Source organism: Mesorhizobium sp. P160219, from assembly GCF_057786095.1.
In genome coordinates, this window is the sequence record NZ_JBYNWG010000001.1 from 1673482 (window position 1) to 1693092 (window position 19611).

Genomic DNA, 19611 nt, shown 5'->3' on the forward strand with positions numbered 1-19611 from the left:
GCGCTGTGCCGCGAAGAGGGGGTGGCATGAAGATAACGGTGCTTGGAGCCGGCGTTGTCGGTACCGCGGCCGCGTATTATCTGGCCGCCGACGGCCATGAGGTCACCGTTATCGAGCGCCATCCGGCGCCGGCGCGCGGCACCAGCCAGTCCAATGCCGGTCTGGTGTCGCCGGGCGACGCCACCGCCTGGGCCTCCCCGGCGGCGCTGAAGACCTTCCTGCGCGCGCTCTGGAACCATGATCTCGGCATCAAGGTCAGGCTGCGCTTCGATCCCTATTTCCTCGCCTGGAGCCTGCGCTTCCTGCGCCAGTGCACGGTGGCGCGCCTGCGCGCCAACAGCCAGGTCAAACTGCGCCTGGCGCTCTATTCGCGCGACTGCATCAACGCGCTCTCCGACGCCACCGGCATCCACTATGACGAGCGCAAGAAGGGCATTCTTTATTTCTTCCGCTCGCAGCACAGTCTCGACACCGGCACCGACAACTACCAGTTTCTGGCGAAGCATGGCCTGCCGATCGAGATCGTGGGCCGCGACCGGCTGGTCGAACTTGAGCCCGGGCTCGCGGGCGTGAAGGAAAAGATCGCCGGCGGCGTTTATTCGCCGATCGACCAGACCGGGGATTCCAGGATATTCGTCGACGGGCTCGCCGCCTATGCGGCCGAAAAGCTTGGCGTCAAATTCCTGTTCGACACCACGATCGAGGGGCTCGACATAGAGGGCGACTGGGTGCGTGCGGTCATGACATCGGCCGGCCCGGTGACGGGCGACGCCGTCGTCATCGCCATGGGCCCCGAGAGCGGCCTGATCGGTCGCCGCTACGGTATCGACCTGCCCGTCTATCCGGTTAAAGGCTATAGCGCGACCATCCCACTGGAGGACGAGAGCAAGGGACCGACCATGGGCGGCGCCGACGAGGACCGGCTGGTTGGCTACTCCAGGCTCGGAAACCGCCTGCGCATGTCCTCGACAGCCGAGTTCACCGGCTTCGACCGCAGCTTCAAGCCCAGCGACTTCAAGTCTATGCTGAGCACCGGCAAAGACCTTTTCCCCGGCGCTTTCGACGAGAAGAAGGCGCTGCTTTGGGCGGGCCTGCGACCAATGATGCCGAACTCGGTGCCGGTCATCGGTCAGGCCAAATATCGCAACCTCTATCTCGACACTGGGCATGGCCATGTCGGCTGGACGATGGCCTGCGGCTCGGGCAAGTTCCTGGCCGACCTCGTCGCCGGCCGCAAGCCGGGGATCGACCCCCAAGGGCTGGTCTACGGGAGCTGAGCGATGTCGGGACCGCAAGTCGCTATCGACCTTGGCCGCATCGAGCGCAACGCCCGCACCATCGTCGAACGCTGCGCATTGTCTGATATCAAGGTATTCGGTGTCACCAAGGGCACATGCGGCATGCCGCAGGTGGCGCGGGCCATGCTGCGCGGCGGTGTTGCCGGCATCGCGGAATCGCGTTTTGAGAACATTCGGCGGCTGCGCGACAGCGGCATCAATGCGCCGGTCATGCTGCTGCGCAGCCCGCCCATGGCGCGCGTCGAGGAGGTCGTGCGCACCGTCGACATCAGCCTGCAGTCGGAACTGACCACCATCCGCGAGATATCGCGCATTGCCGAGCGCATGGGCCGCGTCCACGACATCATGCTGATGATCGATCTCGGCGATCTCCGCGAAGGCATCTGGCCAAGCGACCTGATCCCCACCGTCGAGCAGATCCTGGAATTCAAGGGCGTGCGCATCGCCGGCATCGGCACCAATCTCGGCTGCTTCGGCGCCATAATGCCGACCCCGGAGAACCTTGGCCAACTCGTCGCCCATGCCTACAAGACTGAGCGCCTGTCCGGCAAAAGCCTCGACTTCATTTCCGGCGGCGCCTCGTCATCGCTGACGCTGCTGCTCGAAGGCAAGCTGCCGCCCGGCATCAACAATCTGCGCGTGGGCGAGGCGATCCTGCAAGGCGGTGTCGAAACCTTTCGCGACGTGCCGTGGCCCGAACTCGAACCCGATGCCTGCCGGCTGACCAGCGACATCATCGAGGTCAAACTCAAGCCTTCGCGGCCGATCGGCACATCCGGCTACGACGCCTTCGGCAACCAGCCGGTCTTTGCCGACGAGGGCGACCGGCTGCGCGCCATCGCCAATATAGGCCGCGAGGACGTGCTGGTGGAAGGGCTGACGCCGATCGCCAAAGGGGTGAGGGTGCTCGGCGCTTCCAGCGACCATCTGCTGCTCGATGTGCAGGATGCCGATCCGCGACCCACCGTCGGCGACCGCGTCGCCTTCCGCATGAATTATGGCGCCATGCTTCTGGCGATGACCTCGGAATATGTCGAGAAGGCGCCGATGCACGACGTCGCGGATTTCTCCGGCCGCAAGATGGTGTCGATCTCGGCCGAACCGGAAGCCGGCGGGATTATCGCCCGCGAGGGAACCGGCGCGCGGCTGGAGGCAATGAATTTCGACGTGGTCGAACTCGCCGACGTCGAGCGGCCGCCCTCGGGCCTCGTCCGTCTCGCCGCCGGCGCAGATCGCCGTATCGCCCACAAGGCGCTGACCGCAACGGCGCGGGCGACGCATTCCTTTGGCCTGATCTGGATCGATTCCCTCGCCGCCCTGATGCCCGAGGACGAGGAGGCCGAAGACATGCCTGAAGTCTCGGTGCTGGCCCGCGCGCTCGGTCTCGATCACAAGCCCGGCGCGCTGCAGCCGCAGCTGTCGCCGGAAAATGTCGTCATCGTGGGCCTGCGCCATGCCGATCCGGCGGAGGCAAGGGTGCTCAAGGATTCGCGTGTCTCGGCCTTCACCATGACCGACATCGACGCCATGGGCATGCGCGACCTCATGCATGAGGCGATCCGCATCGCGACGTCGGGCACGCAGGGCTTTCACGTCAGCTATTCGCCGACGGCGACCGAATTTACCGGCTGGGCTGCGGGCTCGGGCGGGCTGACGGTGCGCGAGACGCATCAGGCAATGGAGGCGATCTCGCTGTCCGGCGGTCTGCTGTCGATGGATGTTTCCGGGCTGACCGCCGGTCTGGAGCCGCGGATCGGCGCCGACGCCGTCAACTTCGTCATGTCGGCCTTTGGGAAGCGGATTTTGTGATCAGCCTTGCGCGTCGACTGCCGCGCGCCACGCGGTGACATAGGCCGCCCAGACCGGGTCGGTCTGCGGCTCAATTCTTTCGCCCTTGCCGTGCGTCACTGGCTGATCGGATGCGAGCAGTGCCGCGCCGATGCTGGTGCCGGTGGCCGCCTCGGAGGCGATGACGATGCGCGCGGTCGCTGCCGCCAGCATGCCGACAAAGAGCCGGTTTCGAGCAAACGGTCCTTCCACGGTGGTCGGGCCGTCGGCGCCGATCAGCTCGAGGCAGGTCGCCGTCATCAGTGCCAGATAGAACGAAATGGCGGCGAACCGCTCGCCTTTGCTGATGCCGTCGGCATCAAGCCATTCCGCGGCATGGTGCGGGAACGGTCCTGATCCCTGCTGGGTAGAAGGCAAAAGCAGCATCTTTTTTGTCAGAACGGCCAGCACCTCGCTGCCGCTGCAGTCCTGCGGCTTGTCCTTGGTCAGCTGGGAAAACTCACGGCCACCCATGAAACGCGCCGAGGGCACGGGGTCGCCCAGCGCGCTGACATTGACCAGCGTGTCGCGCGCAGTATCGAGCGCAATCTCTCTGCCGCCGACCGCCATCGATACCACCCAGGTGCCGGTCGAGACGACCGAGAAGGGCGGCTCGTCGGACAGAAGATGCGGCAATAGGGAGGCGTTGGAATCGTGCAGTCCGCAGAAAACCGGGGTCTGCGGATCGAGCCCGGTGCGCGCGGCAAGCGCCGGCAGGATCGGGCCGAGCTGGTCCCTGGCCGGCCGCACCGATGCCATCAGCCTGCGCCAATCCAGCCTGTCGACCATCGAGGAAAAGTCCGCCTCCCAAGGGCTCCACAGATCGGTGTGGCAGCCGAGCGAGGTCACCTCGTTGGCGGCAACGCCGGTCAGGCGCAGCGCCCAGTATTGCGGATACATCAGCATCGCGGCGGCCTTGGCGAATTCGGTGGGGAAACGCTTCTCAAGCCAGAAGAATTGCGCGCCGAGATTGAGACCGACCGGCAGGCGCGGTGTACCGGTTTCGGCGAAGGGCGGACGAACAGCATCATACTCCGCCGCCAACCTGTCGGGGCCATCGAACTCATAGTCTAGGACAGGCAGCACCAGCTCGCCCGAGGCGTCGACCAGCACGCCGGTCGCACCATGCGTGGTGATCGAAATCGCGTCGATACGCTGTTCGCGGTCGAGGCTGGCAAGGCTGTTGAGGATAAACGTCCACAGCGCCTCGACATCGTGATGCGGATAGGGCGCTTGTCGCAGCGGCGCGTTCGCCATGCGGCGCAACCCCACCTCGCTCAGCGTGACGAGATCGACCAGCGCCACCTTGGCGTTGGTCTTGCCGATGTCGATGGCGGCGATGTGGCGCAGCGCACTCATGCCATATGGAACATTGTTTCCAGGGGGATGGCCACCGGTTGGTTGTCCGGCCTGGTCTCCATGATGTCGGCCATGTGCGCCCACCAGCGCTGCATCACCGGGTGCTTCGGCAGGTCGGCCATGCCATGGTCGTCGCGCCGCCACAGCACGCCGAACAGGATGTTGGTGTCTTCATCGAGATGGATCGAATAATCGGCGACGCCGGCCTCTCTCAGCAGCGCCACCAGCGACGGCCAGATCTCATCGTGGCGCTTTTTGTACTCGGCTTTCATGCCGGGTTTGAGCTGCATCTTGAAGGCGTATTTCTCAGGCATCAGCCGTTACCACGCAGCCGCCGCCAGACGATCGGCAGCGCGATGACGAAGATCAAGAGCAGGCCGATGAAGATCGACATGACGATGCCGGGCACGTTGAGCAGGCCGAGGCCGAAGGTCACCAGCCCCATGATAAAGGCGGCGAGCACGACGCCAACAATGCTGCCGGAGCCGCCCAGAATGCTGACGCCGCCCAGCACCACCATGGTGATGACCTCAAGCTCGTAACCCTGCGCGATGGACGGTCGCGTCGAGCCGAGCCGCGAGGTGATCAGCACCGAGGCGATGCCGGCCATCAGCCCTGTCAGGCAAAACAGGATGAATTTGATGCGGCCGACGCGAACGCCGGAAAACTGTGCCGCGACCGGATTGTTGCCGGCGGCAAAGACACGGCGGCCGAAGCTGGTGCGATGCAGCAGGAACCAGTAGGCGACGGCCGCGATGAGGAAGAGCACCAGTTCGAACGACACCACCCACCAGACGTAACCCTGGCCCAAGAAAGCAAAACTCTCGGGATAGCCTTTGTAGGCCTGATCGCCCAGGATGATGAAGGCGATGCCGCGAAACAGGCTCATCGTGCCGATGGTGACGACGATGGAGGGCAGGCCGAGCCTTGTCACCAGGAGCCCGTTGAAGGCGCCGCAACCGAGCCCGACGACGATGCCGATAGCCACCAGCACCGGCGTGTCGGCGCCGGCCTGCACCGCCATGCCCATCATGGTCGAGGCGAGCGCGATGATGGCGGCGACCGACAGGTCGATCTCGCCCGAAATGATCAGCAGCGCCATCGCGAAGGCGATCAGGCCTTTCTCGGTGAAATTGAAAGTCAGATCCGACAGGGAGTAGGCGTCGAGGAAATAGGGCGAGGCGAAGCTGTTGATGGCGAAGATGGCGACCGCCACGACGACCAGCAGCGCCTCCCAGGAAAAGATCGCCGAGGAGAGCGGCTTGTCGAGCCGGTCGGGAATGTGGCGCGGGGCGGGGGTGTCGGTCATGCCGCTTCCGCTTTCCTCAGGATAATCCGCCCCTGCTGACGTTCGCCACGCGCGTTGAGCACGACGGCCAGGATGATGGCGCTGCCTGAAATCGCCATCTGCCAGAAGGGCGAGATGTTGATGACGGGCAGCGCGTTGGAAATGATGCCGAGGAACAGCGCGCCGAGCACCGCGCCCCCGACCGAGCCGATGCCGCCGGCAATCGAAACGCCGCCGATGACGCAGGCGGCGATGATATTGAGTTCATAGCCATTGGCGACCTCGACCGAGGCGATGACATAACGAGAAATCCAGAGATAACCGGCGAGCCCGCCGATCATGCCGGAAATGCAGAAGACGATGAATTTGGTTCGGCCGACATCGATGCCGGCATAGACCGACGCCGTCGGGTTGACGCCGATGGCATAGATCGAACGGCCAAGCGCCGTTCGCGTCATCACCACGAAGAACAGCGCGATGACCAGTATGGCGATCCAGGACAGAACCGGAATGCCCAGGAAAGCTGCGCGCTGGAAGCCGATGAACTCAGGGCTCATCTTGTCGGCATTGACCCAGGCGCCGCCGGAGAGGACGAAGGTGGCGCCGCGATAGATGGTGAGCGTGCCCAGCGTCACCACGATCGAAGGGATGTTCAGCCGCCACACAAGCAGCCCGTTGATGGCGCCGAGCACCAGTCCGACGGCCAGCGCAATGACGATCAGCAGCGGGATCGGGATCGCCGGATGCGCGGCGTTCAGCATCGCCACCACCATGCCGGTGAAGCACAGGTTGGAGGCCATCGACAGGTCGATCGAGCGGGTCAGGATGACGACCATCTGTCCCAGCGCCAGGATCATCAGGATCGAGGTGTCGTTGAACACCTGGGCGAGATTGCCGGGGTCGGCAAAGGCCGGGAAGCGCGTCGAGATCAGAGCAATCAAAGCGACGATCGCCGCTGCCAGCCAGATCTCGCGGAATTTCAGGAGAGCCTTCATGCCGCGATCCCCGCTGCCGTCCGGACCAGCGTTTCGGCGTCCAGCCCCTTATTATCGTAGACCGCCGCAACCAGCCCTTCGCGCATGACGACGACGCGGTCGGACATGCCCAGAATCTCCGGCAGTTCCGACGACACCATGATCACCGACAGGCCCTGCGCGACGAGCTCGGCCATGAAGCCGTGCACGGCGGCCTTGGAGCCGATGTCGATGCCCTTGGTCGGCTCATCCAGGATGATCACCTTGGGCGCCGTCGCCAGCCATTTGGCGATGACGATCTTCTGTTGGTTGCCGCCCGACAGCGTGCCGACATCCTGGCTGAGCGAGGAGGCCCTGAGGTCAAGCCGCTCGGTGTAGGAGCGGGCGAGCGCGAATTCTTCCGACAATCGCAGCAGGCCGGATTTGGAGGTGCGCTTCAGCGAAGGCAGCGAGACATTCTGGAAGATCGGCAGGCCGATCACCACGCCCTGCTTGCCGCGCTCTTCCGGCACATAGACGATGCCGGCTTCGATGGAATCCGCCGCCGATTTCGGCGTGATCGTCTTGCCTTCCAGCGTGATCGTTCCACCCGATATGCGGGTGATGCCCGATATCGCCTGCATCACCTCTGACCGCCCGGCGCCGACAAGGCCGTAGAAACCGAGGATCTCGCCCTTGTGCAGTTCGAAGCCGATGTCGTTGAATTCGGTCGGGTGCGAAAGGCCAGCGACCGACAGCACCGGCGCGCCGATCTCGGCCTTGCGTTGCGGAAAGATGTGATCGACCGAGCGGCCGACCATCATGCGCACGATCTGGCTCTGGCCGGTATCCTTGATAAGGCCCTCGCCAACCATCTCGCCGTCGCGGAACACGGTGTAGCGATCGGCGATCCGATAGATCTCGTCGAACTTGTGGCTGATGAACAGGATCGCCTTGCCTTCCTCCTTGAGGAATTCGATCAGCAGGAAAAGCTCCTCGATCTCCTTCATCGAAAGGGCTGCGGTCGGCTCATCCATGATGACGATCTGCGCATCGATCGACATCGCGCGAGCAACCGCTACCAGATGCTTGTTGGCGATGCCGAGGTCTTTCAGCCGCGCATCGGCGTTGATATGGCCGGCATGCATGGTGTCGAGCACTTCGCGCGCGTGTTTTCGCATGGTGCGCCAGTCGATGGTGCCTAGCCGCGTGCGCGGCGCATGACCGAGAAAAATGTTTTCGGCGACGCTCAGATCGTCGAACAGCACGGTTTCCTGATGAATGGCGGTGACGCCGTGGCCGAAGGCGGCATGCGCGCTGGGCAGGGTGACGGCCTGGCCGTCAATGCTGATCGTGCCGGCGTCGGGCTGGTAGATGCCGGTCATGATCTTGACCAGCGTCGACTTGCCGGCACCGTTTTCACCGATCAGCGCCGTAACCTGGCCGGGGTAAAGCGACAGGCTGACATTGTGCAGCGCGCGCACGCCGGGAAAGCTTTTGGAGACGCCGGACAGCGTCAGGCGCGGGGCAGGACCCGTGGGCTCCTCCTTAGCAATGCCGTGCTGGGCTGTCGTGTCCATATCCGTATCAAGCCCTGAAACAAGGTCCGTTTAAAGTCGCGGCGGGATTTTGGTCCCGCCGCGCTTGGTCCGAGACGTCCGAGATCAATAGATCTTGGAGAACTTTTCGATGTTGGACTTGTCGAACTGGAAGGGCGGAGCCATCGCAGCCGAGTTGCTGTCATCGAGCGTGACCTTGCCGACGCGGCCGATCGACAGCGTTGCGCCCGGCTTTGCCTCTTCCTTCTTCACCGCCAGATCATGAGCGAGGTAGACGGCGGAGTAGCCGAGGTCGATCGGATTCCAGAGGGCAACCGCCTGGCTGGAACCGTTGTCGATGAACTTCTTGAACTCCGACGGCAGCGCCAGACCCGTGACATTGACCTTGCCGATCAGGTTCGCGTCGGTGACGACCTGGGCAGCGGCAACGACGCCGACGGTGGTCGGCGCGATGATCGCCTTGAGGTTCGGATAGGATTTCAGCAGGCCCTTGGCTTCGTCGGTGCTCTTGGCCGAATCGTCATCGCCGTAGACGGTGGCGACGAGTTTGATCTTGGGGAATTTCTCCGGCAGGATCTTCTTGGCCGCGTCGATCCAGGCGTTCTGGTTGGTCGCGGTCGACGAAGCCGACAGAATGGCGACTTCGCCGCCTTCCGGCAGATAGTCGGCGGCCAGCTTGATGATGGTCTCGCCGATCAGGCCGGTGTCGGACGGGTTGAGATGCAGCTGGCGGCCTTCCTTGGCGACGCCCGAATCCCACGAGATGACGGTGATGCCGCGCTCCATGGCCTTCTTCAGCACCGGCACCAGCGCGTCGGCGTCATTGGCCGAAATCGCAATGGCGTTGACCTTCTGCGCGATCAGCGAATTGACCACTTCGATCTGCGCTTCGGCGGTCGCCTTGGTCGGGCCGGTGTAGATGATGTCGACATCGCCGAGTTCCTTGGCCGCCTCTTCGGCGCCCTTGTTGGCGGCGTCGAAGAAGCCGTTGCCGAGCGACTTCACCACCAGCGCGATCTTGACGTTCTCGGCATAGGCGGCATTCACGAACATGGCGGCCGAGAACGCGGCCGTCACCATCAATTTCTTCAGAAAGCTCATCGTATTTCCTCCCTTGAGCGTTGCATTCCATCGTCGCTGCGGTTGGCCTCAGGCCTGCAGCGAGGATTCTTCCTTTGCCGACTTGCGGGCGACGATCAGCGTCACACCCGCGGCCTCCAGCATGTTGGCTTCGCGATCCTCGATGCCGTCATCGGTGATGACGGTGGCGATGCGCTTGAGCCCGCACAGGATCAGGCTCGAGCGCTGGCGGAATTTCGATGAGTTGACCAGCACCACCAGTTCGTCGGCCTGGTCGATCAGTTTCTGCTCCGCCTGGATCAGCAGCGGGTCGCCTTCCATCAGGCCAAGCGGCCCGAGCCCTTGAGCGCCCATGAACATGCGGCGCGCGTAGAAATTGCGCGTCACGTCATTGTCGAAGGGCGAGAGGATGATGTTCTGCTCGCGGTAGATGGTGCCGCCCGACAGCATGACGGTGTTCTTCGAATGCTTGAGCAGGTGCTCGGCGATGGGGAACGAATTGGTGAAGATCGGCATGCGGCGTCCGGTCAGGAAATGCACCATCTGGAAGGTGGTGGTGCCGCCATTGATGATGATCGGCTCGCCGTCCTTGCACAACTCCACCGCTTCGCGCGCAATCGCGCGCTTCTGCGAAGCATTGAGCGTTTCGTTGACGGAAAAGGGCCGGCCGGCGAGGCCGATGAACTGCGGTGGCGAGATCGCTTCGGCGCCGCCCCGCACGCGGCGCAGGCGCTTTTGCACATGAAGAGCCGCGATATCGCGCCGGATCGTCGCCTCGGAGGAGTCCGTCAGGTCGACCATCTCCTGCACCGTCACCACAGGCTTTTCCTGGACGGCGGACAGAATGATCCTGTGGCGCTCTTTTTCGTGCATGGTTCCTCCCTGCATGGTCATGAGGCACTAGAAAACCACCAGTGTCAATCATTTCCGCTCATATAATTTCATTGTGCAGTGCAATATGATCGATCTTGATCGTTTATGATTGACAACCGAGATGCTTGCGTAGACATTTCCGGCAAAATGGACCGCGCCTTTTGCGTCCCAGGGAGGATAATCATGCTCGACAAGCGCTCCGGCTCGCGCCTTGCCAACCTTTGGGACGATGCGAAAGCCAAGGGGCTGAGCGAGCCTGAGCTTCTGGTCTATCGCTCCAACACGCTCGGCTCCGACAAGCGTGTCACCAATTATGGCGGCGGCAACACCTCGTCCAAGATCCGGCAGAAGGACCCGCTCTCCGGCGCCGAAGTCGAAGTGCTATGGGTCAAGGGCTCGGGCGGCGACAGCGCCTCGATCAAGCTGGACGGTTTCGCCACGCTTTACATGGACAAACTGCAGGCGCTGAAAGGCCTTTATCGCGGCGTCGCGCATGAGGACGAGATGGTGGGCTATCTTCCCCACTGCACCTTCAACCTTAATCCACGCGCGGCCTCGATCGACACGCCGCTGCACGCCTATGTGCCGAAGGCGTTCGTCGATCACATGCATCCCGATGCCATTATCGCGATTGCCGCGGCCAAGGATTCCAAGGCGCTGACCAAGGAAATCTTCGGCGACGCCATCGGCTGGCTGCCATGGAAGCGGCCGGGCTTCGAACTTGGCCTGTGGCTTGAGAAATTCTGCGTCGAACACCCCGAGGCCAAGGGCGTCATCCTCGAAAGCCACGGCTTGTTCACCTGGGGCGACACACCCAAGGAGTGCTACGAAACGACCATTTCGGTCATCAACCAGGCGATCGAATGGTTCGAGCGCCGCTCCGAGGGTCTCGCCATCTTCGGCGGCGAAGTCGTCAAATCGCTAGACGCCGCTGAGCGCCGCGCCATCGCGGCGAGACTGATGCCGAGGATCCGCGGCCTGATTTCGGAGAAGAGCCACAAGCTCGGCCATTTCGACGATTCCGCCGCCGTGCTCGAATTCGTCAACTCCAGGGATTTGCGCCCGCTGGCGGCACTCGGTACCTCATGCCCGGATCATTTCCTGCGCACAAAAATCCGCCCGCTGGTTATCGAGTTCGACCCAGCGAAGCCCGACGTCGAAGCCGTGATTGCGCGCCTCGCCGACGATATCGCTGAGTACCGTGTCGGCTACCAGGCCTATTACGACAGCTGCAAGCATCCGGACTCGCCCCCGATCCGCGATCCCAACGCCGTGGTCTACCTGATGCCCGGCGTCGGCATGTTCACCTTCGCCGGCGACAAGGCCACCGCCCGCATCTCTGGCGAATTCTACGTCAACGCCATCAACGTCATGCGCGGCGCCTCGACCGTTTCGTCCTATGTCGGCCTGCCGGCGCAGGAGGCCTTCGACATCGAATACTGGCTGCTCGAGGATTTGAAGCTGCAGCGCATGCCGAAGCCGAAGTCGCTCGCCGGCCAAATCGCGCTGGTCACCGGCGGCGCCGGCGGCATCGGCCGCGCCACCGCCAGCCGGCTGCTGCGCGAAGGCGCCTGCGTCGTGCTGGCCGATATCGACGAGGCCGCACTTGCCAGCGCCAATGACGAACTGGCGAAAGCCTATGGCAAGGACTTCGTCCGGCCGGTGCTGATCAACGTCACCGCGGAGGAGCAGGTGATTTCCGGCTTCGCCCAGACAGCCGTCGAGTTCGGCGGCATTGATATTCTCGTCTCCAACGCAGGCCTCGCCTCCTCGGCGCCGATCGAGGAGACGACGCTGGCGCTGTGGAACAAGAACATGGACATATTGTCGACCGGCTATTTCCTGGTCTCGCGCGAAGCCTTCCGGCTGTTTCGCGCCCAGAAGATCGGCGGCAATGTCGTCTTCGTCGCCTCCAAGAACGGCCTTGCCGCGTCACCCAACGCCGCCGCCTATTGCACCGCCAAGGCGGCCGAAATCCATCTCGCCCGCTGCCTGGCGCTGGAAGGCGCGGAAGCCCAGATCCGCGTCAACGTCGTCAATCCGGACGCCGTGTTGCGCGGTTCGAAGATCTGGACCGGCGAGTGGAAGGAACAGCGCGCCGCCGCCTACAAGATGTCGACCGACGACCTCGAAGAGCACTACCGCTCGCGCTCGATGCTGAAGCGCTCGGTGTTTCCGGAAGACATCGCCGAAGCGATCTATTTCTTCGCCTCCGGCATGTCGGCCAAGTCCACCGGCAACATCATCAACGTCGACGCCGGCAACGCGCAGAGCTTTACGCGCTGAGTTAAGGGCGGAGCGCTTCTCTTCTCCCCGTCACTATACGGGGAGAAGGTGGCCCGAAGGGCCGGATGAGGGGCAGCGCTGACGTGAACGCATTGGGAGGAATAGCACTTGTCCGAAACCATCATCGCCGCCGATCTCGTCGCCAGCCACAACGCCGCCCGCAAACCCGACCTCGAACGCGACTACGCCTCGCTCGGGGAACGCCTCGACCGTCGCGGCATCGCCATCGACGCCATCCGCGGCAAGGTCGAGAAATTCGCCGTCGCCATTCCGTCCTGGGGCGTCGGCACAGGCGGCACGCGGTTTGCCCGTTTTCCCGGCGCCGGCGAGCCGCGCGACATTTTCGACAAGATCGAGGACTGCGCCGTCATCAGCCAACTGACGCAGGCGACACCGACCGTCTCGTTGCACATCCCGTGGGACAAGGCCGATCCGAACCGGCTGAAGCAGGCCGCCTCGCGCTTCGGCCTCGGCTTCGACGCCATGAACTCCAACACCTTTTCGGATGCCAGGGATCAGACGCTCTCCTACAAATTCGGCTCGCTTTCGCATGCCGATGCCGGCACGCGCCGCCAGGCGGTCGAGCACAATCTCGAATGCATCGAGATCGGCAAGACGCTAGGGTCCAGGGCGCTGACAGTGTGGATCGGCGACGGCTCGAATTTCCCCGGCCAGGTCAATTTCGCCAAAGCCTTCGAGCGCTATCTCGACGCCATGAAGGAGATCTATGCCGGACTGCCCGCCGACTGGAAACTGTTCACCGAACACAAAATGTACGAGCCGGCTTTCTACTCCACGGTCGTGCAGGACTGGGGCACCAATTACATGATCGCCAAGGAGCTGGGCGACAAGGCCTACTGCCTGGTCGACCTCGGCCACCATGCGCCCAACGTCAACATCGAGATGATCGTGTCGCGGCTGATCCAGTTCAAGAAACTCGGCGGCTTCCACTTCAACGATTCCAAATATGGCGACGACGACCTCGATGCCGGCTCGATCGATCCCTACCGGCTGTTCCTGGTCTTCAACGAACTGGTCGATGCCGAGCTGTCCGACGCCGAGGGTTTCGATCCCGCCCACATGCTCGACCAGAGCCACAACGTCACCGACCCGATCGAAAGCCTGATGCTGTCGGCAGTCGAGGTGCAGCGCGCCTATGCGCAGGCGCTGCTGGTCGACCGCAAGGCGCTCGAGGGTTTCCAAGACGGCAATGATGCACTGATGGCGACGCAGACGCTGAAAGCTGCCTACCGCACCGATGTCGAGCCGATCCTTGCCATGGCGCGGCTGAACACAGGCGGCGCCATTGATCCAGTCGCCGCATATCGCGCGGCGGGCTACCGGGCGAAGGTGGCGGCGGAACGGCCGGCGGTTGTGGGCGGGTCAGGCGGGATTGTTTGAGATTGGCTAATCTCCACCACAGGGGGGAGATTAGCTTGCCTCTGCCGGCAGGCGAACACCAATATGTGTTCGCTCATATTGATGATGGACTCGGCCGCTCCATGTAGCTCTTCTAGGCACACCGCACTTGGAGCACCGCCATGCCCTTGACCCGCCGGACGCTGATTGGCGTCACCCTTTCGCTCGCAATTGCGCTCGCGCCATCCGGCGCGCTCCATGCCGCATCGCCTCAACCTGCGAAGGGCGAGCACGGCATGGTCGTCACCGCCCAGCATCTGGCGTCGGAAGCCGGCGTCGAGGTGCTGAAGAAGGGCGGCAATGCCGTCGATGCGGCGGTCGCCGTCGGCTATGCGCTCGCCGTCGTCTACCCCAATGCCGGCAATATCGGCGGTGGCGGGTTCATGACCATCCGCTTCAAGGACGGCAAATCGACCTTCCTCGATTTCCGCGAGCGCGCGCCGCTGGCGGCAACCAAGACCATGTATCTCGACAAGGACGGCAATCCGGTGAAGGGCGCCAGCCTTGATGGCTACCTCGCGGTCGGCGTACCGGGCTCCGTGGCAGGGTTCGAGATGGCTCGTGAAAAATATGGCACGCTGCCACGCCAGGATTTGCTGGCGCCGGCAATTGCCTATGCCAAGGATGGCTTCATCCTCGACCAGGGCGACGCTGCTTCATTCGCAAGCAATGTCGCACGGCTGGCGAAGGACCCTGCCGCCGCCGCCATCTTCCTGAAGCCGGACGGCAAACCCTATGGCGCCGGCGAGCGTCTCCTCCAGCCCGATCTTGCAGCCTCGCTCGCCGCCATCTCCGAAAAAGGCGCCGACGCCTTCTACAAAGGCGCCATCGCCGACGCCATCGTCAAGGCGAGCGGCGCCAGGGGCGGCATTCTGGCCAAGGCAGACTTCGAGCAATATAAGGTACGCGAGCTGCAACCGGTGAGCTGCACCTATCGCGGCTATGAGATCACGTCCTCGCCGCCGCCAAGCTCCGGCGGCGTTATCATCTGCGAAATCCTCAACGTGCTGGAGGGCTACCCGCTGTCCTATCTCGGCGCCGGCTCGGCCGAGACGGTGCATGTCATGGTCGAGGCGATGCGTTACGCCTATGTGGACCGCAACTCGGCGCTCGGCGATCCAGATTTCGTCGACAATCCGGTCTCGAGACTGCTCGACGAGGGTTACGCCAAGGAGATCCGCGACAAGATCGACCCGTTCCGCGCCGGCGTCTCGCAGGATTTGATGCCGAAGGGCTTCGGCGAGTCGAAGGAAACGACGCACTATTCGATCATCGACGATGACGGCAATGCGGTCGCGGTCACTTATACGCTGAACGGCTCGTTCGGCGCCGGCGTGGTCGCGGACGGCACCGGCATCCTGCTCAACAACGAGATGGATGATTTCACCCAGAAGCCTGGCGTGCCCAACCTCTACGGTCTCGTCCAGGGAGAGGCCAATGCTATCCAGCCGAAGAAGACGCCGCTGTCATCGATGAGCCCGACCATCGTCGCCAAGGACGGCAAGCCGTTCATGGTTATCGGCAGCCCCGGCGGCTCGCGCATCATCACCATCACGCTGGAAGCCATCGTCAACGTCATCGACCACGGCATGAACATCCAGGAGGCGATCGACGCATCGCGCATCCACCATCAATGGCTGCCCGACACGATCTATGTCGAACCCTTCGGCCTGTCGCCCGACACTGAAAAACTGCTGGCCGGCATGGGCTACCACCTCGATCTCGCGGATTCTACCTGGGGTCAGGCGGCCGGCATTCTTGTCGGGGGCAAGAGCCTGGCGGAAATCGAGAAGGGCGGCGGCGCCCGCTACAACGGCGCCATCGACAGCCGCGCCGCATCCGGCGAGGCGATTGGCTACTGATCAAAACAAGAGATTGATCAGAGGACGAGCGTAAGCGTCGACCCGACGAGCATCAGCGCCGCGATCACGACGAACGCCGCGTAGATGCGGGGACGGTCGAGGAGCAGCGCATTGCCCGATATCCAGGCCGCGGTTGCGCCGCCAAGCGCAAACAGGAAGCCGTTGCGGTGACCAAAGGTCATGGAAGCGGCCATCAGCCCGCCAATGATCAGCGCGCCGAAGACGATGATCACGGCAACGGCGTATTTCTCGAAGTCGTTGCCGCCGCCCATGGCCGGACCGATCGCATTCAAATTCGTCAGATCGTCCGGATCGAATGGATTGGTCGATCCATATTCATCTTGACCGACAGGTTCTCGCATCATTCATTCTCCGCTGACCGGCAACAAATCATCAACATCTGCCGAGCGCAACCGGATCGCGCCGTGCCGAAGGCCGCCGATGCGGTCTTCAACACTTTCTGATGCCGACTTGCCAAGGTTTTTTTGCGCCGGTTCACAAAATCTACCCTGCTTTCGGGTCCACAGGCCTGAATTACCTGGAAAATGAATTACCTGGAAAAATCGCTGCGCACGATGCCGTGCCGCTGCAGCTTGTCGTAGAAGGTCTTGCGCGGAATGCCGAGCGCTTCAATCGTGCGCCGGACATCGCCGTCATTGCGGCCAAGTGTCTCGCGGATGATATTGGCCTCATAGCGTTCCAGCCGTTCCGGCAGTGAGCTGGCGGCATCCGGCTCCGCCGAGGCGGCAGGTGGCGCTTGCGCCGCTTCCTCCAGTCCAAGCACGAAACGCTCGGCGAAATGCGCGAGTTCACGCACATTGCCCGGCCAGTCGTGCTGGCTCAGATGGCGGTGCACTGAGGCAGGCACTGTTGGCATTTGCCGGCGGAAGCGGGCGGCTGCACGCTCGGCGAAGTAGAAGAACAGCAGGGCGACGTCGTCGCGGCGTTCGCGCAGCGGCGGGATCGAGATCGTCACCACATTGAGCCGGTAGTAGAGATCCTCGCGGAAGGCGCCGCGCCGGCTGGCATCGCCGAGATCGACCTTGGCGGCGGCGACGACGCGCAGGTCGACCGGCCGGATTTCATTGGTGCCGAGCGGCGTCACCTCGCGCATTTCCAGCACCCGCAGCATCTGCACCTGGGTCGAGGCCGGCATGCTTTCGATCTCGTCGAGAAACAGCGTGCCGCCGCTCGAATGCTCGATGCGGCCGATGCGCTTCTTCTGTGCGCCGGTGAAGGCGCCGGCCTCATGGCCGAACAGTTCGCTTTCGATCACCGTATCCGGCAGCGTGCCGCAATTCAGCGCCACGAAATTGCCCCTGGCGCGGCGGCTCCAGCGATGCAGCAGGCTCGCCACCACCTCCTTGCCGGAGCCGGTCTCGCCGGTCACCAGAACGTCGACATCGGTATCGGCGATTTGCCGCAGCGTCCGGCGCAATCGCTCCATCGCCGGCGTCTGCCCGATCAGCGGCAGGCCGTCCTGCGCCTGTTCGGCGCTTTCGCGCAAGGCGCGGTTCTCCATCACCAGCCGGCGCTTTTCCGCCGCCCGTGCCACACTTTGCGCCAGCCGGTCGGCGGCGAAAGGCTTGGTGATGAAGTCGTAGGCCCCATCCTTGATCGCCTTGACCGCAACCGCGATGTCGCCATGCCCGGTGACCAGGATGACCGGAATGTCGGAATCGAGCTGCAAGACGCGGTCGAAGAGCTGCAGGCCGTCAATGCCGGGCATGCGGATGTCGGACACCACCACGCCGGGAAAATTGGCGTCGAGCCCGGCCAGCGCCTCGTTCGCCACCGCAAAGGCCGAGACGGAAAAACCAGCGAGTTCCAGCGTCTGCCGCGTGGCCCTCAGCAACTCGCTATCGTCGTCGATCAATACGACCGGTGCGGTGTCCATCATGCTGCCCTGGCGAGGTGAATGGTAAAGCGCGTGCCGGCCTGGCCGCTCACCACCTCGATGCGTCCGCCATAGTCGGCGACGATGTCCTGCGAGATGACGAGGCCGAGCCCGAGGCCTTTTTCCTTCGAGGTGTTGAACGGCGTGAACAATGACTTGAGGATGGCAGGCGAGATGCCCGGCCCATTGTCGGCGACGGCAAGAGCCACGCCGTCGGCCGTCTCCTGCGCCGACACCTGCACCCTGGCGCCGTCGCGACCGTCCAGCGCTTCCAGCGCATTCTGGAACAGGTTGATCAGTACCTGTTCGAGCCGCAGCCGGTTGCCCATCACCTTGAGCGTTACCGGCGGCAGCGTGATATCGAGCGCGTCCAGCCGGCCGGCAAAGCGGCTTCTGAGCAGCACCACGGCGCCCTCGATGACGCCGCGCAATTCGACCGGTTCGGCTGCCGTGCGCCCCTTGCGGGCAAAGACCTTCAACTCTTCGGTGATGCCGCCGATGCGCTCGGTCAGCGCGGCAATCGCGCCAAGGTTCTCCTCGGCCGAGGCGGTCTGCTTGCGCTCCAGGAACACACGCGCATTGTCGGCATAGGCGCGGATCGTTGCCACCGGCTGGTTGATCTCATGCGCGACGCCGGCGGCAACCTGGCCGAGGGTAGCAAGACGGTTGGCCTGCACCAATTCCTGCTGCATGACCTGCAGCTTGGCTTCGGTGCTGCGGTGATCGGTGATCTCGGCCTGCAGCCGGTCGCGCGCCAGGCTGAGGTCATGCGTACGCTCGACGACGCGGCGCTCGAGCTCGATGCGCGCTGCCTGTTCGGCGGCGATGCGCATCTGCGCCGACTGACGGCGCCACAGGAGATAGCCGGCCAGCGCCAGCAACGGCACTACGACGCCCAGCGCCAGCAGCCGCATCTCACGCACCGCAGCCGCGATCGGCGCTTCGACCGGCACGAGATAATCGAGCCGCCATGGCGTCGATTGGACCAGTGTCGAAAGCCTGAGATATTCGGCATCGCTGCCGCCCGGTGTTATCGCATGCACCATCGACACGTCAGGGCTCAATGCCTCGGGGCGTGTGATCGGCAAGGGGATCAGCGGCGCGTTGCCGAATTGCTGGCTGCTCCGGATGGCGGCAGCCGCCGGGCCGGCCAGCGGCGCGGTGGTCATGAAGCGCCAGGACGGCACGCTGGTGATCAGCACGACGCCGTGGTCGTCGCTGACATAGGCCGGCCGGTTGGCCTCATGCCAGTCGGCTTCAAGCTGGTCGAATTCCATCTTGACGACGACGACGCCGAGCGGTGCCGCCGCATTGCCGACGCGCCGCGAAATGTAGAGGCCGGGGCGCTTGCTGGTGTTGCCCAGCGCAAAATATTCGGCCGTTCTCGATTGCATGGCGCCGGAGAAATAGGCGCGGAAACCGTAGTCGTTGCCGACGAAGCTGGTTGTTTCGCGCCAGTTGCTGGAGGCGATCGCAAACCCGTCGACGCCGGTGACGTAAAGCACCGAAGCCTTGGTGCCGGAGACCAGCCCTTCGAGCTTGCGGTTGAGCACGTCGATCGTGACAGCGCCCTTGTTCTGCAGGGCGTCATGCACCTGCTGGTCCTCGGACAAGAGCAGCGGCAGCGCCCGCGGGCTTTCCAGCACGGCGCGCAGCAACGCAACCTTCAGATTGGCATCGGTGCGGCCTTGCGCCGCCAGTGCCGCGACCTCGGCGCGGCGCGAGTAGAGGCCGGCGCCGGTGAGCGCCGTGGCAACGATCACCAGCGCGATCGCCGCAAACAGCAGCCAGGCGCGACGCGCGCGTTTGCCGAGTTGCTCGGGCGTCGGCGACAGGACCGCGGCAGGGCGTTGCAGCATTCCCTATTTGTGCATGATTTCGCACAAAGCACAATTCAGTCATGCGGATGT

The 19611-nt window shown here is 63.6% G+C and carries 15 protein-coding genes; 5 read left to right on the top strand and 10 right to left on the bottom strand.

Going from position 1 to position 19611, the window contains the following annotated elements:
* The first annotated feature begins 26 nt into the window (after positions 1-26).
* Together AC3EMP_RS08175 and AC3EMP_RS08180 are read left to right on the top strand one after the other, a co-directional pair.
* Positions 27-1277, top strand: coding sequence for a D-amino acid dehydrogenase (locus AC3EMP_RS08175; protein ID WP_488494601.1), 1251 nt, complete (start codon positions 27-29; stop codon positions 1275-1277).
* A gap of 3 nt (positions 1278-1280) precedes the next feature.
* Positions 1281-3107 carry an alanine racemase gene (locus tag AC3EMP_RS08180; RefSeq protein ID WP_023711396.1) on the top strand — a complete coding sequence of 609 codons (1827 nt, stop codon included), beginning with the start codon at positions 1281-1283 and terminating at the stop codon, positions 3105-3107.
* On the opposite strand, the gene AC3EMP_RS08185 is transcribed toward AC3EMP_RS08180, so the two are convergent.
* The 7 genes from AC3EMP_RS08185 to AC3EMP_RS08215 all read right to left on the bottom strand — a co-directional run bounded on the left by AC3EMP_RS08185 (position 3108) and on the right by AC3EMP_RS08215 (position 10237).
* Positions 3108-4484, bottom strand: coding sequence for an FGGY-family carbohydrate kinase (locus AC3EMP_RS08185; RefSeq protein ID WP_352710401.1), 1377 nt, complete (start codon positions 4482-4484; stop codon positions 3108-3110). It abuts the gene before it with no gap.
* Positions 4481-4798: an L-rhamnose mutarotase gene (gene rhaM, locus AC3EMP_RS08190; protein ID WP_023681927.1), complete on the bottom strand. Its 318-nt coding sequence runs from the start codon at positions 4796-4798 to the stop codon at positions 4481-4483. Before rhaM ends, AC3EMP_RS08185 begins: the two co-directional genes overlap by 4 nt.
* Entirely contained in the window at positions 4798-5793 is a 996-nt protein-coding gene (locus AC3EMP_RS08195; RefSeq protein ID WP_352710405.1) for an ABC transporter permease, read from the bottom strand. The genes rhaM and AC3EMP_RS08195 overlap by 1 nt, the downstream gene beginning before the upstream one ends.
* Complete coding sequence (locus tag AC3EMP_RS08200; protein ID WP_352597379.1) at positions 5790-6767, bottom strand: ABC transporter permease; 978 nt, start codon at positions 6765-6767, stop codon at positions 5790-5792. The genes AC3EMP_RS08195 and AC3EMP_RS08200 overlap by 4 nt, the downstream gene beginning before the upstream one ends.
* The gene (locus tag AC3EMP_RS08205) at positions 6764-8305 is read right to left on the bottom strand and encodes a sugar ABC transporter ATP-binding protein (protein WP_023708171.1); all 1542 of its coding nucleotides are present in this window, start codon (positions 8303-8305) and stop codon (positions 6764-6766) included. Before AC3EMP_RS08205 ends, AC3EMP_RS08200 begins: the two co-directional genes overlap by 4 nt.
* A gap of 84 nt (positions 8306-8389) precedes the next feature.
* Positions 8390-9385 carry a rhamnose ABC transporter substrate-binding protein gene (gene rhaS / locus AC3EMP_RS08210; protein ID WP_023669661.1) on the bottom strand — a complete coding sequence of 332 codons (996 nt, stop codon included), beginning with the start codon at positions 9383-9385 and terminating at the stop codon, positions 8390-8392.
* A gap of 48 nt (positions 9386-9433) precedes the next feature.
* Positions 9434-10237 (bottom strand): DeoR/GlpR family DNA-binding transcription regulator, encoded by an 804-nt coding sequence (locus AC3EMP_RS08215; protein WP_488494602.1) that lies wholly within the window; start codon positions 10235-10237, stop codon positions 9434-9436.
* 183 nt (positions 10238-10420) lie between these two features.
* On the opposite strand from AC3EMP_RS08215, the gene AC3EMP_RS08220 reads away from it, so the two are divergent.
* From AC3EMP_RS08220 to ggt, 3 genes are all read left to right on the top strand, one after another.
* On the top strand, positions 10421-12523 hold the full coding sequence (locus AC3EMP_RS08220) for a bifunctional rhamnulose-1-phosphate aldolase/short-chain dehydrogenase (RefSeq protein ID WP_023750009.1): 2103 nt from the start codon (positions 10421-10423) through the stop codon (positions 12521-12523).
* 108 nt (positions 12524-12631) lie between these two features.
* On the top strand, positions 12632-13924 hold the full coding sequence (gene rhaI / locus AC3EMP_RS08225; protein WP_352545748.1) for an L-rhamnose catabolism isomerase: 1293 nt from the start codon (positions 12632-12634) through the stop codon (positions 13922-13924).
* A gap of 140 nt (positions 13925-14064) precedes the next feature.
* Positions 14065-15804, top strand: a complete 1740-nt coding sequence (gene ggt / locus AC3EMP_RS08230; protein WP_352710409.1) for a gamma-glutamyltransferase — start codon at positions 14065-14067, stop codon at positions 15802-15804.
* A 17-nt stretch (positions 15805-15821) separates the two neighbouring features.
* Here the strand turns inward: ggt and AC3EMP_RS08235 are convergent, their stop codons facing one another.
* From AC3EMP_RS08235 to AC3EMP_RS08245, 3 genes are all read right to left on the bottom strand, one after another.
* Complete coding sequence (locus tag AC3EMP_RS08235) at positions 15822-16169, bottom strand: hypothetical protein (protein ID WP_032885862.1); 348 nt, start codon at positions 16167-16169, stop codon at positions 15822-15824.
* A gap of 185 nt (positions 16170-16354) precedes the next feature.
* A complete protein-coding gene (locus AC3EMP_RS08240; RefSeq protein WP_352710412.1) occupies positions 16355-17704 on the bottom strand; it encodes a sigma-54-dependent transcriptional regulator in 1350 nt (449 codons plus the stop codon).
* Positions 17701-19560 (bottom strand): sensor histidine kinase, encoded by a 1860-nt coding sequence (locus AC3EMP_RS08245; RefSeq protein WP_352710415.1) that lies wholly within the window; start codon positions 19558-19560, stop codon positions 17701-17703. Before AC3EMP_RS08245 ends, AC3EMP_RS08240 begins: the two co-directional genes overlap by 4 nt.
* Positions 19561-19611: the final 51 nt, after the last annotated feature.

Bases quoted from the DNA above. Each gene is read 5' to 3' on its own strand.
- AC3EMP_RS08175 (WP_488494601.1), top strand. From the start codon at position 27: ATGAAGATAACGGTGCTTGGAGCCGGCGTTGTCGGTACCGCGGCCGCG.
- AC3EMP_RS08180 (WP_023711396.1), top strand. From the start codon at position 1,281: ATGTCGGGACCGCAAGTCGCTATCGACCTTGGCCGCATCGAGCGCAAC.
- AC3EMP_RS08185 (WP_352710401.1), bottom strand. From the start codon at position 4,484: ATGAGTGCGCTGCGCCACATCGCCGCCATCGACATCGGCAAGACCAAC.
- rhaM (WP_023681927.1), bottom strand. From the start codon at position 4,798: ATGCCTGAGAAATACGCCTTCAAGATGCAGCTCAAACCCGGCATGAAA.
- AC3EMP_RS08195 (WP_352710405.1), bottom strand. From the start codon at position 5,793: ATGACCGACACCCCCGCCCCGCGCCACATTCCCGACCGGCTCGACAAG.
- AC3EMP_RS08200 (WP_352597379.1), bottom strand. From the start codon at position 6,767: ATGAAGGCTCTCCTGAAATTCCGCGAGATCTGGCTGGCAGCGGCGATC.
- AC3EMP_RS08205 (WP_023708171.1), bottom strand. From the start codon at position 8,305: ATGGACACGACAGCCCAGCACGGCATTGCTAAGGAGGAGCCCACGGGT.
- rhaS (WP_023669661.1), bottom strand. From the start codon at position 9,385: ATGAGCTTTCTGAAGAAATTGATGGTGACGGCCGCGTTCTCGGCCGCC.
- AC3EMP_RS08215 (WP_488494602.1), bottom strand. From the start codon at position 10,237: ATGCACGAAAAAGAGCGCCACAGGATCATTCTGTCCGCCGTCCAGGAA.
- AC3EMP_RS08220 (WP_023750009.1), top strand. From the start codon at position 10,421: ATGCTCGACAAGCGCTCCGGCTCGCGCCTTGCCAACCTTTGGGACGAT.
- ggt (WP_352710409.1), top strand. From the start codon at position 14,065: ATGCCCTTGACCCGCCGGACGCTGATTGGCGTCACCCTTTCGCTCGCA.
- AC3EMP_RS08235 (WP_032885862.1), bottom strand. From the start codon at position 16,169: ATGATGCGAGAACCTGTCGGTCAAGATGAATATGGATCGACCAATCCA.
- AC3EMP_RS08240 (WP_352710412.1), bottom strand. From the start codon at position 17,704: ATGATGGACACCGCACCGGTCGTATTGATCGACGACGATAGCGAGTTG.
- AC3EMP_RS08245 (WP_352710415.1), bottom strand. From the start codon at position 19,560: ATGCTGCAACGCCCTGCCGCGGTCCTGTCGCCGACGCCCGAGCAACTC.